Below are 19,708 nucleotides of genomic sequence, written 5' to 3' on the forward strand. Positions count from 1 at the left end.
CTCGGCTCACCGCACCACGTCGGGCGGCACACGACCGGAACGAGGTCCGTGATGAACTCAGTCGTCCGTCGGATCGCACGATCGGCCGCGACCGTGTCCGCCATCGGTGCCGTCGCCGTCGCCGGTGCCGGAATCGCCTCCGCGGACGAATGGCCGCCGGTCCCGCCCTACCCCAGCGCCACCGGTCCCGCCGAGTACTACGGCTTCCTGACGCCCACCGACCCGGACTACTGGAATCCGTTCGTCAGCCGCAACCGGCTGACGTCACCCTTCGGCACCAGCACCCGCATCGTGTGCACCGGCTTCCACGGCGTCCTGTCCGAGTGCTGGCAGGCCGACCGCGAGGGAAATCCGCACAAGCTGGTCCACCTGCCGATGGACTACCCCGGATCGATGGGGTCGAACGAGCCCGGTGGCGGGCCGGTGCATTTCGTCTACCCGGGGTTCATTCCGGGCAGCTGAACACCTGCGCTACTGGAGGGTCGCCGGCCGCACCACCATCACCGAACTGGCCCGCTTGCCGCGCTCCTGCAGCAGGGCGATGGTGTGCCCGTTCGGGTCGATCGCCGCGTACACGCCCTTCAACCCGATCGGCTCGAGCCACCGGCCCTGGCTGATCGATTCGGCCTCCTCGGCGGTGATCTGCCGGTGCGGGAACGCTGTCTGTGCGGCCTGGTCGATGTCGAGGCTGACGCCCGGATCGTCCGCGAGCTGGTCCAGGGTGCGGGCATGCTCGAGTGTGAACGGCCCGACGCTGGTGCGTCGCAGCGCCGTCAGATGGCCACCGACTCCGAGCGTCGCACCCAGATCCCGGGCGAGTGCGCGGATGTAAGTGCCGGACGAGCAGTCGACGTCCACGTCGAGGTCGACGAATCCCCCGTCCTCGGACGGCACGTCGCGCCGCGCCAGCACCTCGAAGCGCGAGACCGTCACGGGACGGGCCGCGAGCGTGACCTCCTCACCCGCACGGATCCGGGCGTGAGCGCGCTGACCGTCGACCTTGATGGCGCTCACACTCGCCGGCACCTGCTGGATGTCGCCGGTGAGCTTGGCAACCTCGGCCGCGATCTGCTCGTCGGTGACGGCCGACGCGTCCGAGGTCGAGAGGACCTCCCCCTCCGCGTCGTCGGTCGTGGTGGCCTGGCCCAGCCGGATCGTCGCGCTGTACGACTTGGTGGTCAATGCCAGCAGTCCTAGCAGCTTGGTCGCCCGTTCCACACCGAGGATCAGCACACCGGTCGCCATCGGGTCGAGGGTTCCGGCGTGGCCCACCTTGCGGGTGTTGAGCAGCTTCCGGCACCGGGCGACCACGTCGTGGCTGGTCATCCCCGCATCCTTGTCGACGATCAGCAGGCCGGCGCCGACGAGGCCGGAGGACGGTTTTTGAGACTTGGACACGTGGTCCGATTCTGCCAGCCGCCGGTCGGATCACCGACTCGGCTCCTACTCAGCTCACCGAGATGGCCGTGACGATCAGCCCGTCCGACACCAGCCAGCGGCCGTCGAAGCTGACCAGCGGCGCTGATCCGTCGGTCGTTCCGCCCGGCACCAGAAGCCTCGAATGGAAAGAGCCCATCGCCCCACCGTCGGCGCTTTCGGTCCCGCCGGTGAACGTGATGTGTGCGTCCTCGAAACCGAGCCAGCGCCGCGTCAGTGGGAACCACGCCTTGTAGGTGGCCTCCTTGGCGCAGAACAGCAGCCGATCCCAGTGCACGACGGCCGGGTCGACGCCGGTGAGCCACTCGCGTTCCTCGGGCAGGCTCACGGCGTCGAGAACGCCGTCGGGCAGTGGCCCGTTCGGCTCGGCGTCGATGCCGACGCTGCGGACCTGCATCGCGTAGCCGAGGACCGCGGCGCGGTAGCCGTCGCAGTGCGTCAGGCTCCCCACGACGCCCCGCGGCCACACGGGAGAACCGTTGTCGCCCCGCAGGATCGGGGCCGGTTCCATCCCCAGGTCCGCCATAGCGAGCCGGGCGCAGTGGCGGGCGCCGATGAACTCGCGGCGGCGCTTCTCGACCGCCTTCGCGATCAGCGACTCCTCCTGCGGATGCGGCTGCAGGCCGGGCGGGTCCTCGAACAGCTCCGCCGAGGCGACACCGGTGGGCAGAATGCGCTCGATCAACCCAGTTCCTCTCAACGCTGCGCTCTCATCCGCTCGTACTCCGCTTCCTGCTCCGCGGTGATCCGAAAGTGTCCGCCGAACTTGTTCAGGGTGCCGGGCGCGTAGTCCGGCACCGGCAGGATCTGGCGCAGCAGCTTGTCGGGCAGGCCGCGGCGCTGCCACTCGCGCGGGTAACCGACGGACACCTCCTCGAACCGCACCCCGTCGTAGTACGTCGTGCGGGGAATGTGGAGGTGGCCGTACACACAGCACACGGCGTTGTAGCGGGTATGCCAGTCCTTGGTCGCCTCGGTGCCGCACCACAGCGCGAACTCCGGGTAGTACAGGACCGCGGTGGGCTCGCGGACCAGCGGGAAGTGGTTGATCAGGACGGTCGGGACCGACGGGTCCAGGGCGTCGAGTCGCTGTCGAGTCTCCTCGATCCGGGCCCGGCACCAGGCGTCCCGGGTCGCGTAGGGCTCCGACGACAGCAAGAACTCGTCGGTGGCCACGACGTTCTTGTCCCGCGCGATGCGCAGGCCGTCGGCCTTGTCGATCGCCCCGGCCGGCAGGAACGAGTAGTCGTACAGCAGGAACATCGGCACGATCGTGGCGGGACCGCCCTCGCCCTCCCACACCGGGTACGGATCCTCCGGCGTCAGCACACCGATCTCGCGGCACATGTCGACGAGGTAGTCGTAGCGGGCTTTCCCGTGCATCTGCACCGGATCCTTGGCGGTGGTCCACAACTCGTGGTTGCCGGGCACCCAGATCACCTTCGCGAAACGACTCTTCAGCAACGTCAGCGCCCAGCGGATGTCGTCGGTCTTCTCCGAGACGTCGCCCGCGACGATCAGCCAGTCGTCGGGCGAGTCCGGGAAGATCTCCTCGGTGATCGGACGATTCCCCCGGTGTCCGACGTGTGTGTCGCTCACCGCCATCAACTTCCCTGCCACACCACTACCCTTTCGTCTCCCGGAACTGGAGATCGGAACCCCCGACGGCCCAGCGGCCCGACGCTGTGCGCCACAACACAGCGAACATCCGCAGCATGAGGAACACAGTAAGCCCCGTCCAGATTCCGGCCAGTCCCCAGTCCCAGGCCAGCGACGCCCAGATGAGCGGGAGGAATCCGACAAGTGCGCAGGCCAGCGTCGCGGTCCGCAGGAACGCGGCATCGCCCGCACCCAGCAACACGCCGTCGAGCGCGAACACCACGCCCGCGACCGGCGTGATGCCGACGAAGAACCACCACGCCACCGCCGCCTGGTCGAGCACGGCGGGATCCTCGGTGAACAGCGCCGGGATCACCGTGTGCCCGGCCGCGAACACCAGGGCCAGCACGATCGCGAACACCGCCGACCAACGCGTCAGACGCCACGCGAGCCGCTTCGCTCCGCGCACGTCGCTGCGGCCCAGTGCGGCCCCCACCAGGGTCTGCGCGGCGATCGCGAGCGAATCGAGCGTCAGCGACACCAGGTTCCACAGCTGCAGCACCACCTGGTGGGCGGCGACGGACGCGGCACCGAACCGCGACGCGACAGCCGCCGCCGACAGGAAGCACGCCTGGAAGGCCAGGCTGCGCAGGATCAGATCGCGGCCGAGGACCATCTGCGCCCGCATGATCCCGGCGCGCGGCCGCAGCGGCACACCAGAGCGCAGCAACGCCACCCCGAACAGCACCGCCGACGTCGCTTGACCCGCGACGTTCGCGATCGCCGACCCGACCAACTCGAGCCGGGGCGCCCCGGCCACGCCGTGCACCAGCAGCACACACAGCACCGCCGAGATCGCCTGCCCCACCAGTACGAACCGCAAGGGCCGCATGGTGTTCTGCACACCGCGCATCCAGCCGTTGCCGGCCATCGCGACCAGAATCAGGGGCGCCCCGAACACCGCGACACGCAGCCATTGCTCCGCCTCGGAGGCAATGTCGCCGGACCCCGCGATCAGCGACGTGATGGGCCCGGCCAGCAGTTGGACGACGGCGACGAGCGCCGCGCCGATGCCGAGGGCCAGCCACGTGGCCTGCACACCCTCCCCGACCGCGTCCCGTTCCCGGCCGGCGCCGTGCATGCGCGACGCCCGCGCGGTGGTCCCGTACGAGAGGAACGTGAGCTGGGTGCTGACCTGGGCGAGGACGAGCCCGCCGACGGCGAGGCCCGCGAGCGCGAGGGCACCGAGATGCCCGACGACGGCGATGTCGAGCAGGAGGTAGAGCGGCTCCGCGGCGAGAACGCCGAGCGCGGGCAGCGCGAGCCCGAGGATCCGGCGGGCCCCGACGTCGGCGCCCTCGGCGATCTCGGTGGTGCGGTCTGTCGTGCCGGTCAAGTCAGCCGAGGGTTTCCTGCAACGCGGCGACGACCGATTCGCTGGTGCCCGTCGCGGTGTAGCCGGCCGCGAACCGGTGCCCGCCGCCCCCGAGCCGTTCCGCGACCGCCGAGACGTCCACCGACTCCTTCGAGCGCAGCGACACCGACCACACGTCCGGCGCGGACTCCTTGAACACCGCCGCGACCTCCGCCTCAGAGGTGGTGCGCACGATGTCGATGACGCTCTCGACTTCCTCGGACCCGAGTCCGGCGGAGTCGGCGCAGCGGATCACCGCGTGCACCAGTCCGCGGCCGTCCGCGGCGTCCGGCACCAGGGCCGCCGACGACAGCACAGAGCCGAGCATCGGCAGCCAGCCGAACGGGTGGGTGTCGAGCAGTCGGCGCGCAATGGCGGCGCCGTCGATGCCGGTGCCGAGCAGTCGCTCGGCGAGGGTGTGTGTGCCCGGCTGCACCCAGCGGAAGCATCCGCTGTCGGTCACGAGTCCGGCGTACAGGCAGTGCGCGAGGTCGGCGTCGATCTCCACACCCCACAGGTCGAATATTTCCGCCAGCACGGCCGTGGTCGCCTCGGCGGACTCGTCGACCAGGTTGAACATCCCGAAACGGGTGTTGGACCGGTGATGGTCGATCACCAGCGACCGCCGCGCCCCGCCCAGACGGGACGCCAGCTTGCCGAGCCGTCCCGTGCTGCCGCAGTCGACGGTGACGAGTAGATCGACGTCCTCGTCGACGGCGTCCGCCGGAACCAGCAGGTGCGTGCCGGGCAGACCCGACATCGACACCGGCAGGTCAGCGGGCGCCGCGAACGACACCTGGACCGGAATTCCCTTGCGCTCGAAGACCATTCCGAGAGCAAGACCGCTACCGATCGTGTCGGCATCGGGTTGGAGGTGACAGAGGATCGTCACCGACGTCGCACCCGCCAGCACCTCGACCGCATCCTGCGCATGCAGGTTCTGCGGGCCGAGGGCCGGGGGCGAGGTTTCCGGGCAGTGGGTCATGGGCGCCGCGGGTCAGTTGTCCTCGGACGAGGACACGTCCCCGGCGGCAGACTCGTCGCCGTCGGCCGCGCGCGACTCCTTGTAGGGGTCGGTGTCGCCCGCCGGCTGCGCGTTCTCCCGGGCACGTGCCACGGCATCGTCCGCGGCGCGCGCACGAGCGAGCAGCTCTTCCATGTGCCGAGCGGTGTCCGGCACGGTGTCCGCGACGAACGTCAGGGTCGGCGTGAACCGCACCCCGGTCCCGGCGCCCACCTTGGAGCGGAGCACACCCTTGGCCTTCTCGAGACCGGCGGCGGCACCCGCGACGTCGGGTTCGGACTCGAGGTCCGCCCCCATCACCGTGTAGTACACGGTGGCGTCGTGCAGGTCGGCCGTGACCTTCGCGTCGGTGATGGTCACGAAGGCCAGACGCGGGTCCTTGATCTCGTGGTCGATCGCCGTCGCGACGATCGTGCTGATTCGCTTAGCGAGCCTGCGTGCGCGTGCAGGATCTGCCATGGCAATCAGTCTCCTCTCTGGGATATCTCCGCCGTCAGCCCGTTAATCCTCGGGGCCGAAAATTCTTCGTCGAACTGCCAGTAACTGCAGTTCCGGTCGTCCAGCGACGTGCCGCTCGCACTGATCCAGCACCTCGTGGACATGATCGACCCCCGAACTGGCCACCGCGACACCGAGCAGGGCCCGCCTGTAGCGGTCCTGCTCGCCGGTCTCGGCAGCTGACACCCCATATCGGCGCAATTCGGTCAGAACCGGTCGGACCAGCGACCGCTTCTCCTTCAATGACCGCACATCGCCGAACAGGATGTCCATCTCGAGCGCACCGAGATACACCAGTCCTCCCTCCGGTGTGAGATGTCGACTACCGGCACAGCCGGAGTGTCCCTCCCCGGTGGCACCAGGCCACCGGGGAGGGACACGTGCGGTGCGACTAGTCCCGCGGCTTCTCGCGAAGCTCGTAGGCCTCGATCACGTCGCCGACCTTGATGTCGGAGTACGTGACGGTCAGACCGCACTCGTAGCCCTCGCGGACCTCGGTCGCGTCGTCCTTCTCCCGCTTGAGCGACGAGATCGTCATGGTCTCGGCGATCACCGCGTTGTCACGGATCAGGCGTGCCTTCGCGTTGCGGCGCACGATGCCCGAGGTGACGAGGCAGCCCGCGATGTTGCCGATCTTCGAGGAGCGGAACATGGCACGGATCTCGGCCTTGCCCAGCGACACCTCCTCGTAGACCGGCTTGAGCATGCCCTTGAGGGCCTTCTCAACCTCGTCGATGGCCTGGTAGATCACCGAGTAGTACCGGATGTCGACGCCCTCGCGGTTCGCCAGCTCCGTCGCCTTGCCTTCGGCACGGACGTTGAAGCCGATGATGATCGCGTTGGACGCGGACGCCAGGTTGACGTTGGTCTCGGTGATGCCACCGACACCGCGGTCGATCACGCGCAGCTGCACCTCGTCGTCGATCTCGATCCCCATGAGGGCCTCTTCCAGCGCCTCGACGGTGCCGGAGTTGTCGCCCTTGAGGATGAGGTTGAGCTCGTTGTGCTCCTTGAGCGCGGCATCCAGATCTTCCAGGCTGATGCGCTTGCGGCTGCGGGCAGCGAGCGCGTTGCGCTTGCGTGCATTACGCCGGTCCGCGATCTGGCGGGCGATCCGGTCCTCGTCGACCACGAGCAGGTTGTCGCCTGCGCCGGGGACCGACGTGAAGCCGACGACCTGGACGGGACGCGAAGGCAGTGCCTCCTCGACGTCGTCTCCGTGCTCGTCGATCATGCGACGGACGCGGCCGTAGGCGTCGCCCGCGACGATCGAGTCGCCGACCCGCAGGGTGCCGCGCTGGATGAGCACGGTCGCCACGGGACCACGGCCACGGTCGAGGTGCGCCTCGATCGCGACACCCTGGGCATCCATGTCCGGGTTGGCGCGCAGATCCAGGGAGGCATCCGCGGTCAGCAGCACCGCTTCCAGGAGGGCATCGATGTTGGTGCCCTGCTTGGCCGAGATGTCGACGAACATGGTGTCGCCGCCGTACTCCTCGGTGACGAGGCCGTACTCGGTGAGCTGCTGGCGGATCTTGTCCGGGTTCGCCCCCTCCTTGTCGATCTTGTTCACCGCGACCACGATCGGCACGTCGGCCGCCTGGGCGTGGTTGATCGCCTCCACCGTCTGCGGCATGACGCCGTCGTCGGCCGCGACCACGAGAATCGCGAGGTCGGTGGCCTTGGCACCGCGGGCACGCATGGCGGTGAACGCCTCGTGACCCGGGGTATCGATGAACGTCACCAGACGCTCATTGCCGTCCAGCTCGGTCAGCACCTGGTAGGCGCCGATGTGCTGGGTGATGCCACCGGCCTCGCCCTCGCGGACGTTGGCCTTGCGGATCGTGTCGAGCAGGCGGGTCTTGCCGTGGTCGACGTGACCCATGACGGTGACCACCGGCGGACGCGACTCGAGGTCGTCCTCGTTACCGGCATCCTCGCCGTAGGTGAGGTCGAACGACTCGAGCAGCTCGCGGTCCTCGTCCTCCGGGCTGACGACCTGGACGACGTAGTTCATCTCGCCGCCGAGCAGCTCGAGGGTCTCGTCGTTCACCGACTGAGTGGCCGTGACCATCTCGCCGAGGTTGAACAGCGCCTGGACCAGTGCCGACGGGTTCGCGTCGATCTTCTCCGCGAAGTCGGAGAGGGATGCGCCGCGAGCGAGACGGATGGTCTCACCGTTGCCACGGGGCAACCGCACGCCGCCGACGGCGGGCGCCTGCATGGAATCGTATTCCTGACGCTTCTGCCGCTTCGACTTACGACCGCGACGCGGAGCGCCACCGGGGCGACCGAAGGCACCCGCGGCACCGCCGCGACCACCCGGACGTCCGCCGCCGCCACCGGGGCGACCGCGGAATCCACCGGGAGCACCGGCACCTGCACCGGCACCGGGAGCACCGGCACCGGGAGCGCCGCCACCGCGGTAGCCACCGCCGCCACCACCCGGACGACCGCCGGGAGCGCCGGGACGGCCGCCGCCGGGACGACCCGCACCGGGTGCGGGACGCGACGAGCGGGCCGGCATCGCACCGGGACTCGGACGGGGAGGCATGGATCCGGGGCTGGGACGGGGGCCGCCCTGGCCGGGAGCCGGACGCGGGCCACCGGGACCTGCGGCCGGGCGCGGAGCGCCGGGAGCACCCGGACGCGGGGCACCGCCCTGCGGACCCGGACGCGGAGCACCCGGACGCGGGGCACCGGGTGCCGGGCGCGGAGCCGGACGGTCGGCGGGAGCCGAGGAGTACGGGTTGTTACCGACGCGCGGCGGCTTGGGGCCGGGGCGCGGACCACCGGGCTTGGGGCCCGGAGCGGTCGGGGCTGCTGGAGCCGGAGCGGCCGAGGCCGCCGGAGCTGCCGGAGCAGCGGGCGCGGCCGGAGCAGCGGGTGCCTGCGGGGCAGGCTTCGGCGCCGGCGTGGGTGCCGGGCCGGGCCGCGGACCGGGCACCTTGGCGGCCGGAGCGCTGGGAGCGGCCGGAGCCGCCGGGGTTTCTGCCGCCGGGGCCGCGGGAGCGGCCGGAGCGGGCTTGGGGCCGGGGCGCGGGGCACCGGGCTTGGGCGCGACCGCACCGGGCTTGGCGGACGGACGCGGAGCACTGTCCGAGCCTTCCGTCTTGCCTTCGGTCTGCGACTTCGCGGACGGGAACGACTCCCGCAGACGACGCGCGACGGGCGCCTCCACCGTGGAGGACGCCGACTTCACGAACTCGCCCTGCTCCTTGAGCCGTGCGAGTAGTTCCTTACTTGTGACACCGAGTTCTTTCGCCAACTCGTGCACGCGGGCCTTGCCTGCCACTGCTCTCCTCTACTGAGAGGTCGAGCGAGCGACTTGCCCGCACGACCTCGGTTATCTCCGATGGACGTTCATCGCTGGTGCTTCACGGTGTGCTCATGAGTGCTTGTGCCTGTTCTCTGAGGTACTGCTCGACATTCCCGAGTGTTGTGCAACCCGAGAGGTCCCGAGTGGTACTACGTCCTGCGTGATCACTGTGCCTGTTTTCACAGGTTCGAATGACCCGCCTTCGATGTCTCGAACATCCCGCCCGGCTCGGTCAGCCGGTCGAGTTCCGAGGAATCCAGACTTCCGGACACCCGTAGTGCTCTGCCGAATGCTCGGCGCCGACCCGCCTCAGCCAGGCACTTCGGGTCGAGGTGCAACCACGCACCGCGCCCTGGGAGCCTTCGCTTCGGATCGGGGGTGAGGACGAATCCACCGGACTCGGCCTCCCGCGCCACGACCCTGAGCAGGTCGGCGGCCAGCCCTTTCTGCCTGCATCCAACGCACGTCCGCACCGGTTCACCGGCTTGGACACGCGTAGACACCGACAGTTCACGCTGAACCATCGACCACTCTACCGCTGTATTGGCGTGAACTCCGCATTCTGTTTCTAAGCACCCGTCGTTTCGCGACCGACCTGTGACTCGGGGCCCGGGGCGGCGTCACTGCGGATGTCGATACGCCACCCGGTCAACCGTGCAGCGAGACGCGCATTTTGCCCCTCCTTGCCGATGGCCAGCGACAGCTGGAAATCGGGGACGACGACCCGCGCAGCCCGCGCATCGGGATCCACCACAGTGACGGACACCACTTTCGACGGCGACAGCGCGTTGCCGACGAACTTCGCCGGATCCTCGTCGTAGTCGATGATGTCGATCTTCTCACCGGCGAGTTCGCTCATGACGTTTCGCACGCGCTGACCCATCGGGCCGATGCACGCGCCCTTCGCGTTCAGCCCCTGCACGCGGGAGTGAACCGCGATCTTGGACCGGTGGCCAGCTTCGCGCGCGACCGCGATGATCTCGACCGAGCCGTCGGCGATCTCGGGAACCTCGAGGGCGAACAACTTGCGGACCAGATTCGGGTGGGTCCGCGACAGCGTGATCTGCGGCCCACGCTGACCCCGGGAGACCCCGACGACGTAGCACTTGATCCGGTCGCCGTGCTCGTAGGTCTCCCCCGGCACCTGCTCGGCCGGCGGGATCAGACCCTCGGCCCCGTTGGCCTCGCTACCGATCCGCACGACGACCATGCCGCGCGCGTTAGCGCGGGTGTCGCGCTGGATCACGCCGCCGACGATCTCACCTTCGTGGGTGGCGTACTCGCCGAAGCTGCGCTCATGCTCGGCGTCACGCAGGCGCTGGAGGATGACCTGACGAGCCGTGGTCGCGGCGATACGCCCGAAGCCCTCCGGGGTGTCGTCCCACTCCTCGCCGACACGATTGCCGTCCGCATCGACCTCGTGCGCCATGACTCGCACGATGCCGGTCTTGGTATCGACGTCGATACGCGCGTGGGGCTGGTGTCCCTCGGTGTGTCGGTACGCGGTGATCAGAGCCGTCTCGATCGCCGCGATGATCGTGCCCGCGGAGATTCCCTTGTCCGTCTCGATTGCCCGCAGCGCGGCGATATCGATATTCACTTGTCCGACCCTTCTACTTCTTCGTTCGACGCATCCGCGTCCGCAGGTGCGACACGACCCTCCGGGATTCCACCCGCAAGCTCGATCTCCCTCGCATCGGGTCGCGAGAATTCCACCTGCACAACAGCTTTCCTGACATCTTCCAGTTCCACACGACGCACCGTCGGGCCACCCTTGGCCTTGACGACGACATCGACACCACCGTCGGCGAGCTGGCCGATCCGGCCGGTCACGGACTCGGATTCGAGTTCGATCAACGCCTTGCGCCCCTGGGCGCGCCGCCAGTGGCGCTCCTCGGTGAGCGGCCGGTCGATACCCGGCGACGTCACCTCGAGCGTGTATGGGGACTCACCGAAATCCGAGGCGGCGTCGAACACGTCGGAGATGACGTGGCTGAGCCGGGCGACCTCGTCGAGTTCGAGCCCGGCGTCACTGTCGACCATGACGCGGACCGAGCTGTGCCGGCCCGCGAGTGTGATCGTCACATCCTCGAGGTCGTAGCCCTCACGCTCGACAGGTTCGGCGAGAAGCTCGATAACCCTCTCCCTCGACGGCACCGGCATCTGGGACGCTCCTCGCTTCAGTTGTGGTCATCACTGACGTGTGGTGGTCTCACCCTGCGCCGATCGACTTCGTCGTCGCAGGACGGTACGCACCACGAGGTGGACTGTGGAGCATTCAGGGTATCGCGCTTCCGGGGCGTTCGTGACCATGCGGTCCGACGCGACCGGCCGACCATCCGGTCCGATGTGACGGCCCCGCACTTCGCCGCGACCTGCGCGGTGCCGACTATCCGACCGATTCCTGGCACCATGATCGAGTGCGAACGCCCTTTCTCACTCACCCGCTCTCCCGACGCGCCGCGCTGCGCGTCGTGGGCAGCGCCGCGCTCGGGACGACAGCGCTCACGTTGACGACGGGTTGCTCGGATTCGGGGCAGGCCGACACCCCGGCCGAAATCGATGCCCTCACCGCCCAGGCCGAACTCGCGCGCCGGGATGCCGCGAACGCGACGACGGCGATTGCGACGTACCCCGATCGGGCCGGGGCGCTCGGCGTGGTGGCTGCCGAGCGGACCGCGCATGCCGACGCGCTGGACGCGGAGATCGCACGCGCCGCCGGTTCCGCGTCGTCCGACACGACGACACCCTCCCCGCAGGTGCCGGCACCACCGACACTCGAGCAGCTGCGCGCCGAAATCGCGGACGCGCAACGCGAGGCTGCCCGGCTGGCACGCACCCAGTCCGGCTACCGCGCCGGGCTACTGGGTTCGATCAGCGCGGCCTGCGCCGCGCAGCAGGCGGTGTTGCTGCCGTGAGCAAGCAGAGCCCCGGACCCGAACAGCAGGCGCTCATCGATGCGCTGCAGGCCGAGTACGCCGCCGTCTTCGCCTACGGGCTGGTCGCGGCCTTCTCCAATCCCACCCGCTCCGACCTGGTCTCGGCGAACACCGCGGCGCACCGGGCGCGCCGCGACGCGACGATCGACGCGCTGACGGCAGCCGACGTCGAGGCCCCCCAACCGCAGCCCGCGTACTCCGTGCCGTTCCCGGTGAGCGATCCGACCTCCGCCGCCCAGCTGGCCGCGCAGGTCGAAGCCGATACCGCGGTGGCATGGCGGTCGGTGATCGAACGCAGCCAGTCCGAGCACACCCGCGAGGTGGGCGTCACCGCCCTCACCGAAGCCGCTGTGCGAGCAGCGAACTGGCGCGCGATCCTCGGGGTCGTTCCCCCCACCACCGCCTTCCCGGGACAGCCCTGACCCTGCCGAGGCAGCGCCCACTCACCCACTGAGCGGGAAAGTCGTCCGCGAATCGCGTTGCAGGACCTAGGTTCTTCGACATCAGTTCGCGATCGAGAGGAACCCCCGTGACGGAACGCACCATCGAACAACGCCTCGACGACCTGGAGCGGATCGAGGCGATCAAGGCGCTCAAGCACCGGTACCTCCGGGCGTGCGACGCGAAGGACGCCGACACCTTCCGCGCGTGCTTCATCGATCGCGGTGCCGTGATCGACTACGGACCGCTCGGCAAGTTCGACGACGCCGACCCGATCGCCGAAGTGTTCCGCACCATCGCACTGCAGAAGGTGGACGGCAAGAACGTCATCCTCGACATGCACCACGCGTTCCATCCGGACATCACGCTGCACGGCGAAGACCTGGCGTCGGGCAAGTGGACGCTCGCCTTCCGCCAGGTCAATCTCATCGACAACACCGAGACCGTTCGCTCCATCGAGTACGTCGACGAGTATGTGATCGAGAACGGTGAGTGGAAGATGTCGAAGTGTCAGTCGATCACGCTGTGGTCGATGACGCGTCCGCTCGGTGAGGGCGCGGTCGTCACCGCGGGCTGATCGCCTTCGGTGTCGCCGGCGGCGGGGGTGCCTCCGGGCATCAACGCCGCCGCGATCACCGCGATCACCACGAACCCCGCCCCGACGTACAGTGCGGGGGCGAGCGCGTCGGTGTATCCGGTCGGCGTGAGGCTGCCGCCCGCGCCGAGGAAGACGGCCGTGAGGAGCGCGATACCGAGCGCGACGCCGATCTCGCGCAGCGTGGCGTTGATCGAACTCGCCGCGCCCTGGTCGGACTCCTTCATGTCGGCGAGGACCGCGGTCGCGTTCGGCGCGAACGTCAGTCCCATACCGACACCGGCCATCACGAAGGCCGGAACCAGGCTCGAGTAGGCCACACCGGGTTCGATGAGTTGCGCCATCCACACCAGCGACAGCCCCTGCAGCACCAGTCCGGTCACGAGCAGCGCCCGCAGTCCGAGGCGGGGCGCCAGCAGGCCGGCGATGGGTGCGACGATCATCGGCGCCGCCGTCCAGGGCAGCGTCCGCAGGCCCGCCGCGAACGGGCTGTATCCGGCGACGATCTGCAGGTACTGCGACAGCAGGAACACCGCGCCCATCATTCCCAGCGTGAACGTCAACGCGATGACGTTCGCGATCGAGAACTGGCGCGACCGGAACAGTCGCAGCGGCATCACCGGGAACTCGGTACGCGATTCCCGGATCAGGAACAGCACCAGCAGGACCGCGGCCGCGATCAGTGCGCCGAGGACCGAGGCGCTGGTCCAGCCGTCGTCGTTGCCGTGCACGATTCCCCACACCGCGAGGAACACGGCACCACCTGCGAAGACCACGCCGAGCGGGTCCAGCGGCTGCCGGTGTCCGTGCGATTCGGCGAGCGCGTACAGCGCGAGCGGCACCGCGACCAGCGCGACCGGAACGTTGATCCAGAACACCGCCTGCCACGACACCCCCTCGACGACGGCTCCGCCGACGACCGGACCGAGCGCGACTCCGAGTCCGGACACCCCACCCCAGACGCCGATCGCGAGCGCCCGCTTCGCGAGCGGGACCGCCCCCGCGAGCAGGGTGAGCGACAGCGGCATGATGGCCGCGGCGCCGACACCCTGGAACGCGCGGGCCGCGATCAGCATCCCGGGCGTGGTCGACAGCGCGGACGCGATCGAGGCTACGGCGAAAAGTGCTATGCCCCAGAGGAACACGCGCCTGCGCCCGAGCCGGTCACCGAGTGTCGAGAGCGGCAGCATCAGCGTCGCGAACGCGAGCGTGTAGGCGTTCATGAACCACTGCAACTGCCCCACCGAGGCATCGAGATCGTCGCGGATGACGGGCAGCGCACTGGTCATCACGAGGTTGTCGAGCGTGGCCATGAACATCGGGATCGACGCCGCGACGATCGCCAGCCAGACGGGCACGGCGCGACCGGGAGGTGATCCGGTGGACGCGTCGGCAAAGTGCGGATCGAGTTGATCGGAGATGGTCGTCATGTCGGCTCCTGAGGCCTGGAGGACGGAAACTCTTGTTGTAAGCATCAGATGATTACTTACGCCGCCCGACGTTAGTAATCGAGTGATAACCTGTCAAGTATGTCGACGGCAGAGAAGTCGGGAAAACAGACGCGGATGAGCGCCGAGGCCCGCCGCGAACTCGTCCTCGCAGCGGCCACCACGGCGTTCGCGCGTGGCGGCTTCCACGGAACCAGCACCGACGCCGTCGCCCGGGAGGCCGGGGTCTCGCAGCCCTACGTGGTGCGCATGTTCGGCAGCAAGGCGAATCTCTTCCGCGAGGTGTTCGCCCACGCGATCGGCCGGATCATGGATGCGTTCGAACCCGCGCTCGACCAGGTCGCCGAGGATCCCGACGACGAGGAACGGTGGGCACAGATGGGTGCCGCGTACGCCGAACTACTCGCCGACCGAGACCTGCTGCTGGTGATGATGCACGGCTTCGCGGCCGGATCGACACCGGAGATCGGCGCGCAGGCCCGGGACTGGATGTCGAAGATCTACACCCAGATCCGTACCCGCACCGGGTGCACCCCCGAGCAGGCCCGAACCTTCATCGCCAACGGCATGCTGCTCAACACGCTGCTCGCGATGGAGGCGCCCCAGCACGCCGAGAACGACCCCGCGCTGGCGGAACTGTCGGTCTGCGCCTTCGGGAACAGCCTCGACGCCGCCGCCGGGGCCGCGGGCTGACCGGGGCGGTGCCTGCCGCGCCGCCTCGGCGTACAGCCGTGCCGCCGTCGGCAGGTCGCCGTCGCGTTCGTGGAGGTACGCCGCCACCGCGGTGTGGCGGGGCAGTGAATCGTCCAGCGCTGCGAGCGCCGCCAGGCCGGCGCGCGGTCCGTCGGCCTCGCCCACGGCCACCGCGCGGTTGAGCCGGACGACCGGGCTGCCGGTCAGGCGCTCGAGCTCGTCGTACCACTCGACGATCTGCACCCAGTCGGTCTCCTCGGCAGCGGGCGCGTCGGCGTGGAGTGCCGCGATGGCGGCCTGGGCCTGGAACTCGCCCAGCCGGTCGCGGGCCAGCGCCGCCTGCAGGATCTCGATGCCCGACGGCGCGCAGCGTGAGCGCGACCGCAGACGACGGCGTCAGCAACGGGTGGGCGCACAGGAAGTACAACTGGAGCGTGTCGTCCAACCCCTGCGCGGGCCCGCGCTCGGGCTCCTCCTCGAACAACTCCTCACGCCGACGGCGCGCCGCGTCCGCCCGGGTCGCATCGAGGTACCGGCGCCAGGCCACGGTGACCAACCAGCCCTTCGGGTCCCGCGGCGGGTCGGCCGGCCAGACGCGAACGGCCTCGACCAGCGCGTCCTGCACGGCGTCCTCGCCTGCCGCGAAGTCGGCTCCGCGGCGGACGAGGATCGCGAGGACGCTCGGTGTGAGGCTCCGGACCAGGACCTCGTTCACCTCGGCGGTCATTCCGTGATGGTGGGCGGCTCGGTCAGGAACGGGCGCACCTCGAGCCACTCGTGGATGGGCTTTCCGCCTGCACCGGGCGCGGCCGACAGCTCCCCGGCCAGTTCGAGGGCCCGCTCGCGGCTGTCGACGTCGATCACCATCCAGCCGGCAATCAGATCCTTGGTCTCGGCGAACGGACCGTCGGTGACCGGCGGGCGACCCTCGCCGTCGTACCGGACCCACATTCCCTCGGGGGCGAGCGCCTGACCGTCGACGAACTCACCGGTCCCTTCGATCCGAGCCGCGAAGTCCTGCATGAACTGGATGTGGGCCGAGACCTCCTCGGGCGTCCACTGGTCCATGGGCACGTCGTTGACCGCAGCCGGGGCGCCACGGTAGTGCTTGAGCAGCAAGTACTTGGCCATCGTGTTTCTCCTCGGTACCGGTGCGATCCATTCTGGTCGCACTCACTACTGGGACGAAGCCAGTCACCGATTCTCGACATCGTCGTCCGCCACTTCACCGATTACCGGATCGGGACGCTGCTCGCCGCTCAGGAATAGTCGGCGAGGACCAGCCGACTCACGTCCTGGACGTTGCGCAGGGCCTCGGGAAACCCGATGCGGCCGGTGGTCCACAGGACCAGCGAATTGAGCATCGTGCTGCCGATCGACAGCGACGCCAGCCGGGCCCGTTCGGCGGGAACGCCGTCCATCAACTCGAACAGCCCCGTTCTGTTCACGGCCGATCGCTCGTCGAGCGTGTCGCGAACGTACGGGTCGTCCGACGTCTGCAGTTCCACCTCCAGGCGCGCGAAGTTCGGTCCGCGCTGGAACGCCTTCATCTGGCGGCTGTAGAGGTCGACCACCCGGTCGAGGACCGAACCCTGTGCGCGACTGCGACTCCCCGAGGCCTTCTCCTCGGCCAGACGCTCGGCGAGAATGTCGTTCCACGCGACCATCGAGGCCGCGAGCAGGTGTTGCTTCGCCGGGAAGTACCGGTACAGCGTGCCGAGAGCCACCCCCGACCGTTCGGAGACCTCTCGCATCTGGATCCTGTCCGGGCTCGTCTCGGCCAGCATGGCGATCACGGTGTCGAGCAGGTGCCGCCGACGCTCGCGCTGTGAATCGGTCATGTCGTCGGGGCTCATCGGCACGGCAACGGAATCGCTCACGGGTGCAGCCTAGTCACCGTCACCACCCGGCCGGCTGCTCCGTTGCGGTAACCCGGTCACCGCGGCTCCCTCGGCAATCCGAGGGTCTGCTCGGCGATGACGTCGAGCTGGATCCGGAGCACGCCGGCCGGATCGAATGGAACGACGCAACCGCCACACTGCCAGCCCAGTTGAACGGCCATGTGCGGATGATCGACACGGGCACCGACCGACGTCGACGCTCGCCCCACCGACCGGCGCGCGACCGCTACCAGATCACCTCCACGTGCGACGGTCGAATGCCCGAATCAGGAGCCCCGAGTAGGGGATTCCGTAGGTGAACGGGGAGGCAGGACGATTCCCCTAGCAGTCCCCTAATCGCCCCCTAACCTGCCGCCGATCCCCCACGTCGGCGGCCCCGTGCACGGTCCACTGGCTCCTGACACCAACCGGTGTCGACCTGGATCGAGTGACCCACAGGAGCGAATATGTCCATCTCCGCGATCTTCTCGGCCCTGCTGTCCGCGATGTTCGGAGGCAATATCGGATTCGGTTCGGACGGCGGTTCGGCCGGCTCCGAGGCAGGAGCTGCCGGTGGCGGCGCCGGTGGCGCCGGTGGCGGGTTCAACTTCGGTTCCTGACGCACGACCCGCTGGAGGCCCCACCGACACGGTGGGGCCTCCAGATGGTTGTGTCACGGCCCGATCCCGGCCGACCGTCAGTCCGACTCGAGCACCGCCTGCCCGGCGGGGGTGCGGAACGATTTCGACGTCACCACATCGGCGTTCGGGTTCAGCTTGTCTACCGTGCGGAAGCTGAAACGCGCCTCGCCGGCGTCGACGTCGAGCAGTCCGTAGCCGTGGCTGACCATGTCGGCGTGCTTGATGTGTGGGTTGTGGTCGCGCCGGTTGATCTCCTCGGCCCGTGCCGCGCCGACCGGGTCGCCACTGCTGCCGCCGACGGTGTACCCGCCGTCCCCGGTGTTCGTGGACGTGACGGACGGGACCACGAACTCGACGCCCGCCCGCGCAGTGCCGGGCGCGTTCACCTGCTCACCGCTCGACGTGCCCGGGGCGAATCCGGTGTCCCACAACTCCCCCGCCCACCCGTCGTGGTCGTCTCCCGTGACGAGGACCATGTTCTCGACCGACTGGGCCGCGGTGGACAGGATCTCGGCCCGCTCGGCGCCGTAGCCGTCCCAGGTGTCCATGTAGGCCCGGGTGCCGTTGTCCGCCACCACCATGCCCATCATCATGTTCGCGTTCGCGACCACCTTCCAGGTCGCGTCCGACCCGGTCATGCCGTCGAGCAGCCACCGCTTCTGCGGCGCGCCCAGCATCGTGCGGCCCGGTGCATCGGCGTCCGCGCACACGATGTGATCGAGCGAATCGCCGCACGCCTGACGGTCTCGGTACTGCCGGGTATCCGGTGCGAACAACTCCACCGTCCGCCCCACCCGCAGCGACCGGTAGGTGCGCAACGGGTCGTCCGCGAACCGTGGCACCGGCATGTGCTCGAACCACGCCTGCCACGCCCACTGCTTCTTCTGCTGGAACCCGATCGCGCCGTCGATCGGTGAGATCACCGGGAAGGTCCACCCGTCCTTGCTGTAGTTGTTGCGGAACTCGTGGTCGTCCCAGATCGGCAGGAACGCGTGCCGGCTGTGCATCAGCCGCAGGTCGGCGTCCGAGCGGTACCTGCGGTACTTGTCCCGCATGCTGTCGAGCCCCTGTGGGAACGCATTGAGATCGAACCCACGGACCCCGGGCATGGTGAACTCGTAAACGTAGTCGCCGAGGCACACCACGAAGTCCAGGTCCTCCTCGGCGAGGTGGCGGTGGGCCGCGTAGTAGCCCTCCTCGAATCCCTGGCAGGTGAACCAACCGATGCGGACCGGTTCGTTGGAGTCGGCGGGCCGCAACGTCCGGAATCGGCCGACCGGGGACTCTCCCCCGTCGCCGCGGAACTGGTAGTAGTAGGTCTCGCCGGGGGCGAGCCCGGTCGCATCGAAATGCACTGTGCCGTCAGCATCCTCGCGCACCTGGACCCGCTCGGCCAGGACCGGCGCGGACAGGTCCTCCCGGGTGGACACGATCACCGCCAGTTCGCCGCCCGCGGCGCCGGCGCTGCCGAGCGCGCCGGAACCGAGGCTGCCGGGGCCGAGACTGCCGCCGGCGCTGGCGGAACCGAGGCTGCCGCCCCCACCCGGCGCACCGATCCGCGTCCACAGCGTCGCACCGTCGGTGCGCGGCACACCGGCCATGATTCCGTTCCCGAACTCCGGATTCCGAATCAATCCGGCCCCCGAGTCGGGGGCCTGGCGCAGGACCGGCGTCGCCTGTGCGGCGACGGGGAACACCGCCGCGGCGCCGACCACCGACAACCCCGTGAGGAAACTACGACGGGAGACGTTCCGGTCCGGAAAGCTCATGGGCCACCTCG

Annotated in this window: 22 protein-coding genes and 1 pseudogene; 6 read left to right on the top strand and 17 right to left on the bottom strand. The window is 69.2% G+C overall.

Annotated features, from left to right (window positions below):
- Positions 1-51: 51 nt before the first annotated feature.
- On the top strand, positions 52-462 hold the full coding sequence (locus J2X34_RS18900) for a hypothetical protein (protein WP_114719750.1): 411 nt from the start codon (positions 52-54) through the stop codon (positions 460-462).
- A gap of 9 nt (positions 463-471) precedes the next feature.
- On the opposite strand, the gene truB is transcribed toward J2X34_RS18900, so the two are convergent.
- The 11 genes from truB to rimP form a co-directional block, all read right to left on the bottom strand.
- Complete coding sequence (truB, locus tag J2X34_RS18905; RefSeq protein ID WP_114719748.1) at positions 472-1,398, bottom strand: tRNA pseudouridine(55) synthase TruB; 927 nt, start codon at positions 1,396-1,398, stop codon at positions 472-474.
- 49 nt (positions 1,399-1,447) lie between these two features.
- Positions 1,448-2,122 (bottom strand): 4'-phosphopantetheinyl transferase Npt, encoded by a 675-nt coding sequence (gene npt, locus J2X34_RS18910; protein ID WP_429519126.1) that lies wholly within the window; start codon positions 2,120-2,122, stop codon positions 1,448-1,450.
- Between the two features lie 11 nt (positions 2,123-2,133).
- Positions 2,134-3,057, bottom strand: coding sequence for a metallophosphoesterase family protein (locus J2X34_RS18915; RefSeq protein WP_114719744.1), 924 nt, complete (start codon positions 3,055-3,057; stop codon positions 2,134-2,136).
- 4 nt (positions 3,058-3,061) lie between these two features.
- A complete protein-coding gene (locus J2X34_RS18920; RefSeq protein ID WP_429519128.1) occupies positions 3,062-4,432 on the bottom strand; it encodes an MATE family efflux transporter in 1,371 nt (456 codons plus the stop codon).
- A 1-nt stretch (position 4,433) separates the two neighbouring features.
- Entirely contained in the window at positions 4,434-5,435 is a 1,002-nt protein-coding gene (locus tag J2X34_RS18925; RefSeq protein WP_114719742.1) for a DHH family phosphoesterase, read from the bottom strand.
- Positions 5,436-5,447: 12 nt separating this feature from the next.
- Complete coding sequence (gene rbfA / locus J2X34_RS18930; protein ID WP_429519131.1) at positions 5,448-5,933, bottom strand: 30S ribosome-binding factor RbfA; 486 nt, start codon at positions 5,931-5,933, stop codon at positions 5,448-5,450.
- Positions 5,934-5,975: 42 nt separating this feature from the next.
- On the bottom strand, positions 5,976-6,266 hold the full coding sequence (locus tag J2X34_RS18935) for a DUF503 domain-containing protein (protein ID WP_114719738.1): 291 nt from the start codon (positions 6,264-6,266) through the stop codon (positions 5,976-5,978).
- A gap of 97 nt (positions 6,267-6,363) precedes the next feature.
- A complete protein-coding gene (gene infB / locus J2X34_RS18940; RefSeq protein WP_114719736.1) occupies positions 6,364-9,267 on the bottom strand; it encodes a translation initiation factor IF-2 in 2,904 nt (967 codons plus the stop codon).
- A gap of 203 nt (positions 9,268-9,470) precedes the next feature.
- Positions 9,471-9,815 carry a YlxR family protein gene (locus tag J2X34_RS18945; protein ID WP_114719734.1) on the bottom strand — a complete coding sequence of 115 codons (345 nt, stop codon included), beginning with the start codon at positions 9,813-9,815 and terminating at the stop codon, positions 9,471-9,473.
- 44 nt (positions 9,816-9,859) lie between these two features.
- Positions 9,860-10,891, bottom strand: a complete 1,032-nt coding sequence (nusA, locus tag J2X34_RS18950; protein WP_114719732.1) for a transcription termination factor NusA — start codon at positions 10,889-10,891, stop codon at positions 9,860-9,862.
- Positions 10,888-11,454, bottom strand: a complete 567-nt coding sequence (rimP, locus tag J2X34_RS18955; RefSeq protein WP_429519134.1) for a ribosome maturation factor RimP — start codon at positions 11,452-11,454, stop codon at positions 10,888-10,890. The genes nusA and rimP overlap by 4 nt, the downstream gene beginning before the upstream one ends.
- Positions 11,455-11,711: 257 nt before the next feature.
- Here rimP and J2X34_RS18960 point away from each other — a divergent pair, with 257 nt between their 5' ends.
- The 3 genes from J2X34_RS18960 (at position 11,712) to J2X34_RS18970 (ending at position 13,248) form a co-directional block, all read left to right on the top strand.
- On the top strand, positions 11,712-12,209 hold the full coding sequence (locus J2X34_RS18960) for a hypothetical protein (protein WP_114719728.1): 498 nt from the start codon (positions 11,712-11,714) through the stop codon (positions 12,207-12,209).
- Positions 12,206-12,652, top strand: coding sequence for a ferritin-like domain-containing protein (locus J2X34_RS18965; protein WP_174909687.1), 447 nt, complete (start codon positions 12,206-12,208; stop codon positions 12,650-12,652). Before J2X34_RS18960 ends, J2X34_RS18965 begins: the two co-directional genes overlap by 4 nt.
- Positions 12,653-12,759: 107 nt before the next feature.
- Complete coding sequence (locus J2X34_RS18970) at positions 12,760-13,248, top strand: nuclear transport factor 2 family protein (protein WP_114719724.1); 489 nt, start codon at positions 12,760-12,762, stop codon at positions 13,246-13,248.
- Here the strand turns inward: J2X34_RS18970 and J2X34_RS18975 are convergent.
- Positions 13,182-14,696 (bottom strand): MFS transporter, encoded by a 1,515-nt coding sequence (locus J2X34_RS18975; protein WP_174909686.1) that lies wholly within the window; start codon positions 14,694-14,696, stop codon positions 13,182-13,184. The two genes, J2X34_RS18970 and J2X34_RS18975, sit on opposite strands and share 67 nt — an antisense overlap.
- Before the next feature lie 99 nt (positions 14,697-14,795).
- On the opposite strand from J2X34_RS18975, the gene J2X34_RS18980 reads away from it, so the two are divergent.
- On the top strand, positions 14,796-15,407 hold the full coding sequence (locus J2X34_RS18980) for a TetR/AcrR family transcriptional regulator (RefSeq protein WP_114719720.1): 612 nt from the start codon (positions 14,796-14,798) through the stop codon (positions 15,405-15,407).
- A gap of 9 nt (positions 15,408-15,416) precedes the next feature.
- Here J2X34_RS18980 and J2X34_RS18985 read toward each other — a convergent pair.
- The 4 genes and pseudogenes from J2X34_RS18985 to J2X34_RS19000 all read right to left on the bottom strand — a co-directional run.
- A pseudogene (locus tag J2X34_RS18985) lies at positions 15,417-16,122 on the bottom strand (sigma factor); the annotation flags it as partial.
- An 8-nt stretch (positions 16,123-16,130) separates the two neighbouring features.
- The gene (locus tag J2X34_RS18990; protein WP_114719718.1) at positions 16,131-16,538 is read right to left on the bottom strand and encodes a YciI family protein; all 408 of its coding nucleotides are present in this window, start codon (positions 16,536-16,538) and stop codon (positions 16,131-16,133) included.
- Between the two features lie 128 nt (positions 16,539-16,666).
- Positions 16,667-17,263, bottom strand: coding sequence for a TetR family transcriptional regulator (locus J2X34_RS18995; RefSeq protein WP_114720024.1), 597 nt, complete (start codon positions 17,261-17,263; stop codon positions 16,667-16,669).
- An 80-nt stretch (positions 17,264-17,343) separates the two neighbouring features.
- Positions 17,344-17,469, bottom strand: a complete 126-nt coding sequence (locus tag J2X34_RS19000) for a hypothetical protein (protein WP_258557711.1) — start codon at positions 17,467-17,469, stop codon at positions 17,344-17,346.
- Between the two features lie 285 nt (positions 17,470-17,754).
- Between J2X34_RS19000 and J2X34_RS19005 the strand changes: the two genes are divergently transcribed.
- Positions 17,755-17,907, top strand: coding sequence for a hypothetical protein (locus tag J2X34_RS19005; protein WP_174909684.1), 153 nt, complete (start codon positions 17,755-17,757; stop codon positions 17,905-17,907).
- Positions 17,908-17,984: 77 nt separating this feature from the next.
- Here J2X34_RS19005 and J2X34_RS19010 read toward each other — a convergent pair whose 3' ends face one another.
- The gene (locus tag J2X34_RS19010) at positions 17,985-19,697 is read right to left on the bottom strand and encodes an alkaline phosphatase D family protein (protein WP_429519139.1); all 1,713 of its coding nucleotides are present in this window, start codon (positions 19,695-19,697) and stop codon (positions 17,985-17,987) included.
- Positions 19,698-19,708 lie beyond the last annotated feature (11 nt).

It is taken from the genome of Rhodococcus sp. BE178 (assembly GCF_050433545.1).
In the GTDB taxonomy this organism is placed as follows: domain Bacteria; phylum Actinomycetota; class Actinomycetes; order Mycobacteriales; family Mycobacteriaceae; genus Prescottella.

What these genes read in the sequence shown, in the direction of transcription:
- J2X34_RS18925 (WP_114719742.1), bottom strand. Translation starts at nt 5,435, where the DNA reads ATGACCCACTGCCCGGAAACCTCGCCCCCGGCCCTCGGCCCGCAGAAC.
- rimP (WP_429519134.1), bottom strand. Translation starts at nt 11,454, where the DNA reads ATGCCGGTGCCGTCGAGGGAGAGGGTTATCGAGCTTCTCGCCGAACCT.
- J2X34_RS19010 (WP_429519139.1), bottom strand. Translation starts at nt 19,697, where the DNA reads ATGAGCTTTCCGGACCGGAACGTCTCCCGTCGTAGTTTCCTCACGGGG.
- J2X34_RS18900 (WP_114719750.1), top strand. Translation starts at nt 52, where the DNA reads ATGAACTCAGTCGTCCGTCGGATCGCACGATCGGCCGCGACCGTGTCC.
- J2X34_RS18975 (WP_174909686.1), bottom strand. Translation starts at nt 14,696, where the DNA reads ATGACGACCATCTCCGATCAACTCGATCCGCACTTTGCCGACGCGTCC.
- J2X34_RS18945 (WP_114719734.1), bottom strand. Translation starts at nt 9,815, where the DNA reads ATGGTTCAGCGTGAACTGTCGGTGTCTACGCGTGTCCAAGCCGGTGAA.
- J2X34_RS18990 (WP_114719718.1), bottom strand. Translation starts at nt 16,538, where the DNA reads ATGGCCAAGTACTTGCTGCTCAAGCACTACCGTGGCGCCCCGGCTGCG.
- J2X34_RS19005 (WP_174909684.1), top strand. Translation starts at nt 17,755, where the DNA reads ATGTCCATCTCCGCGATCTTCTCGGCCCTGCTGTCCGCGATGTTCGGA.
- rbfA (WP_429519131.1), bottom strand. Translation starts at nt 5,933, where the DNA reads ATGGCAGATCCTGCACGCGCACGCAGGCTCGCTAAGCGAATCAGCACG.
- J2X34_RS19000 (WP_258557711.1), bottom strand. Translation starts at nt 17,469, where the DNA reads ATGGCCGTTCAACTGGGCTGGCAGTGTGGCGGTTGCGTCGTTCCATTC.
- J2X34_RS18980 (WP_114719720.1), top strand. Translation starts at nt 14,796, where the DNA reads ATGTCGACGGCAGAGAAGTCGGGAAAACAGACGCGGATGAGCGCCGAG.
- J2X34_RS18995 (WP_114720024.1), bottom strand. Translation starts at nt 17,263, where the DNA reads ATGAGCCCCGACGACATGACCGATTCACAGCGCGAGCGTCGGCGGCAC.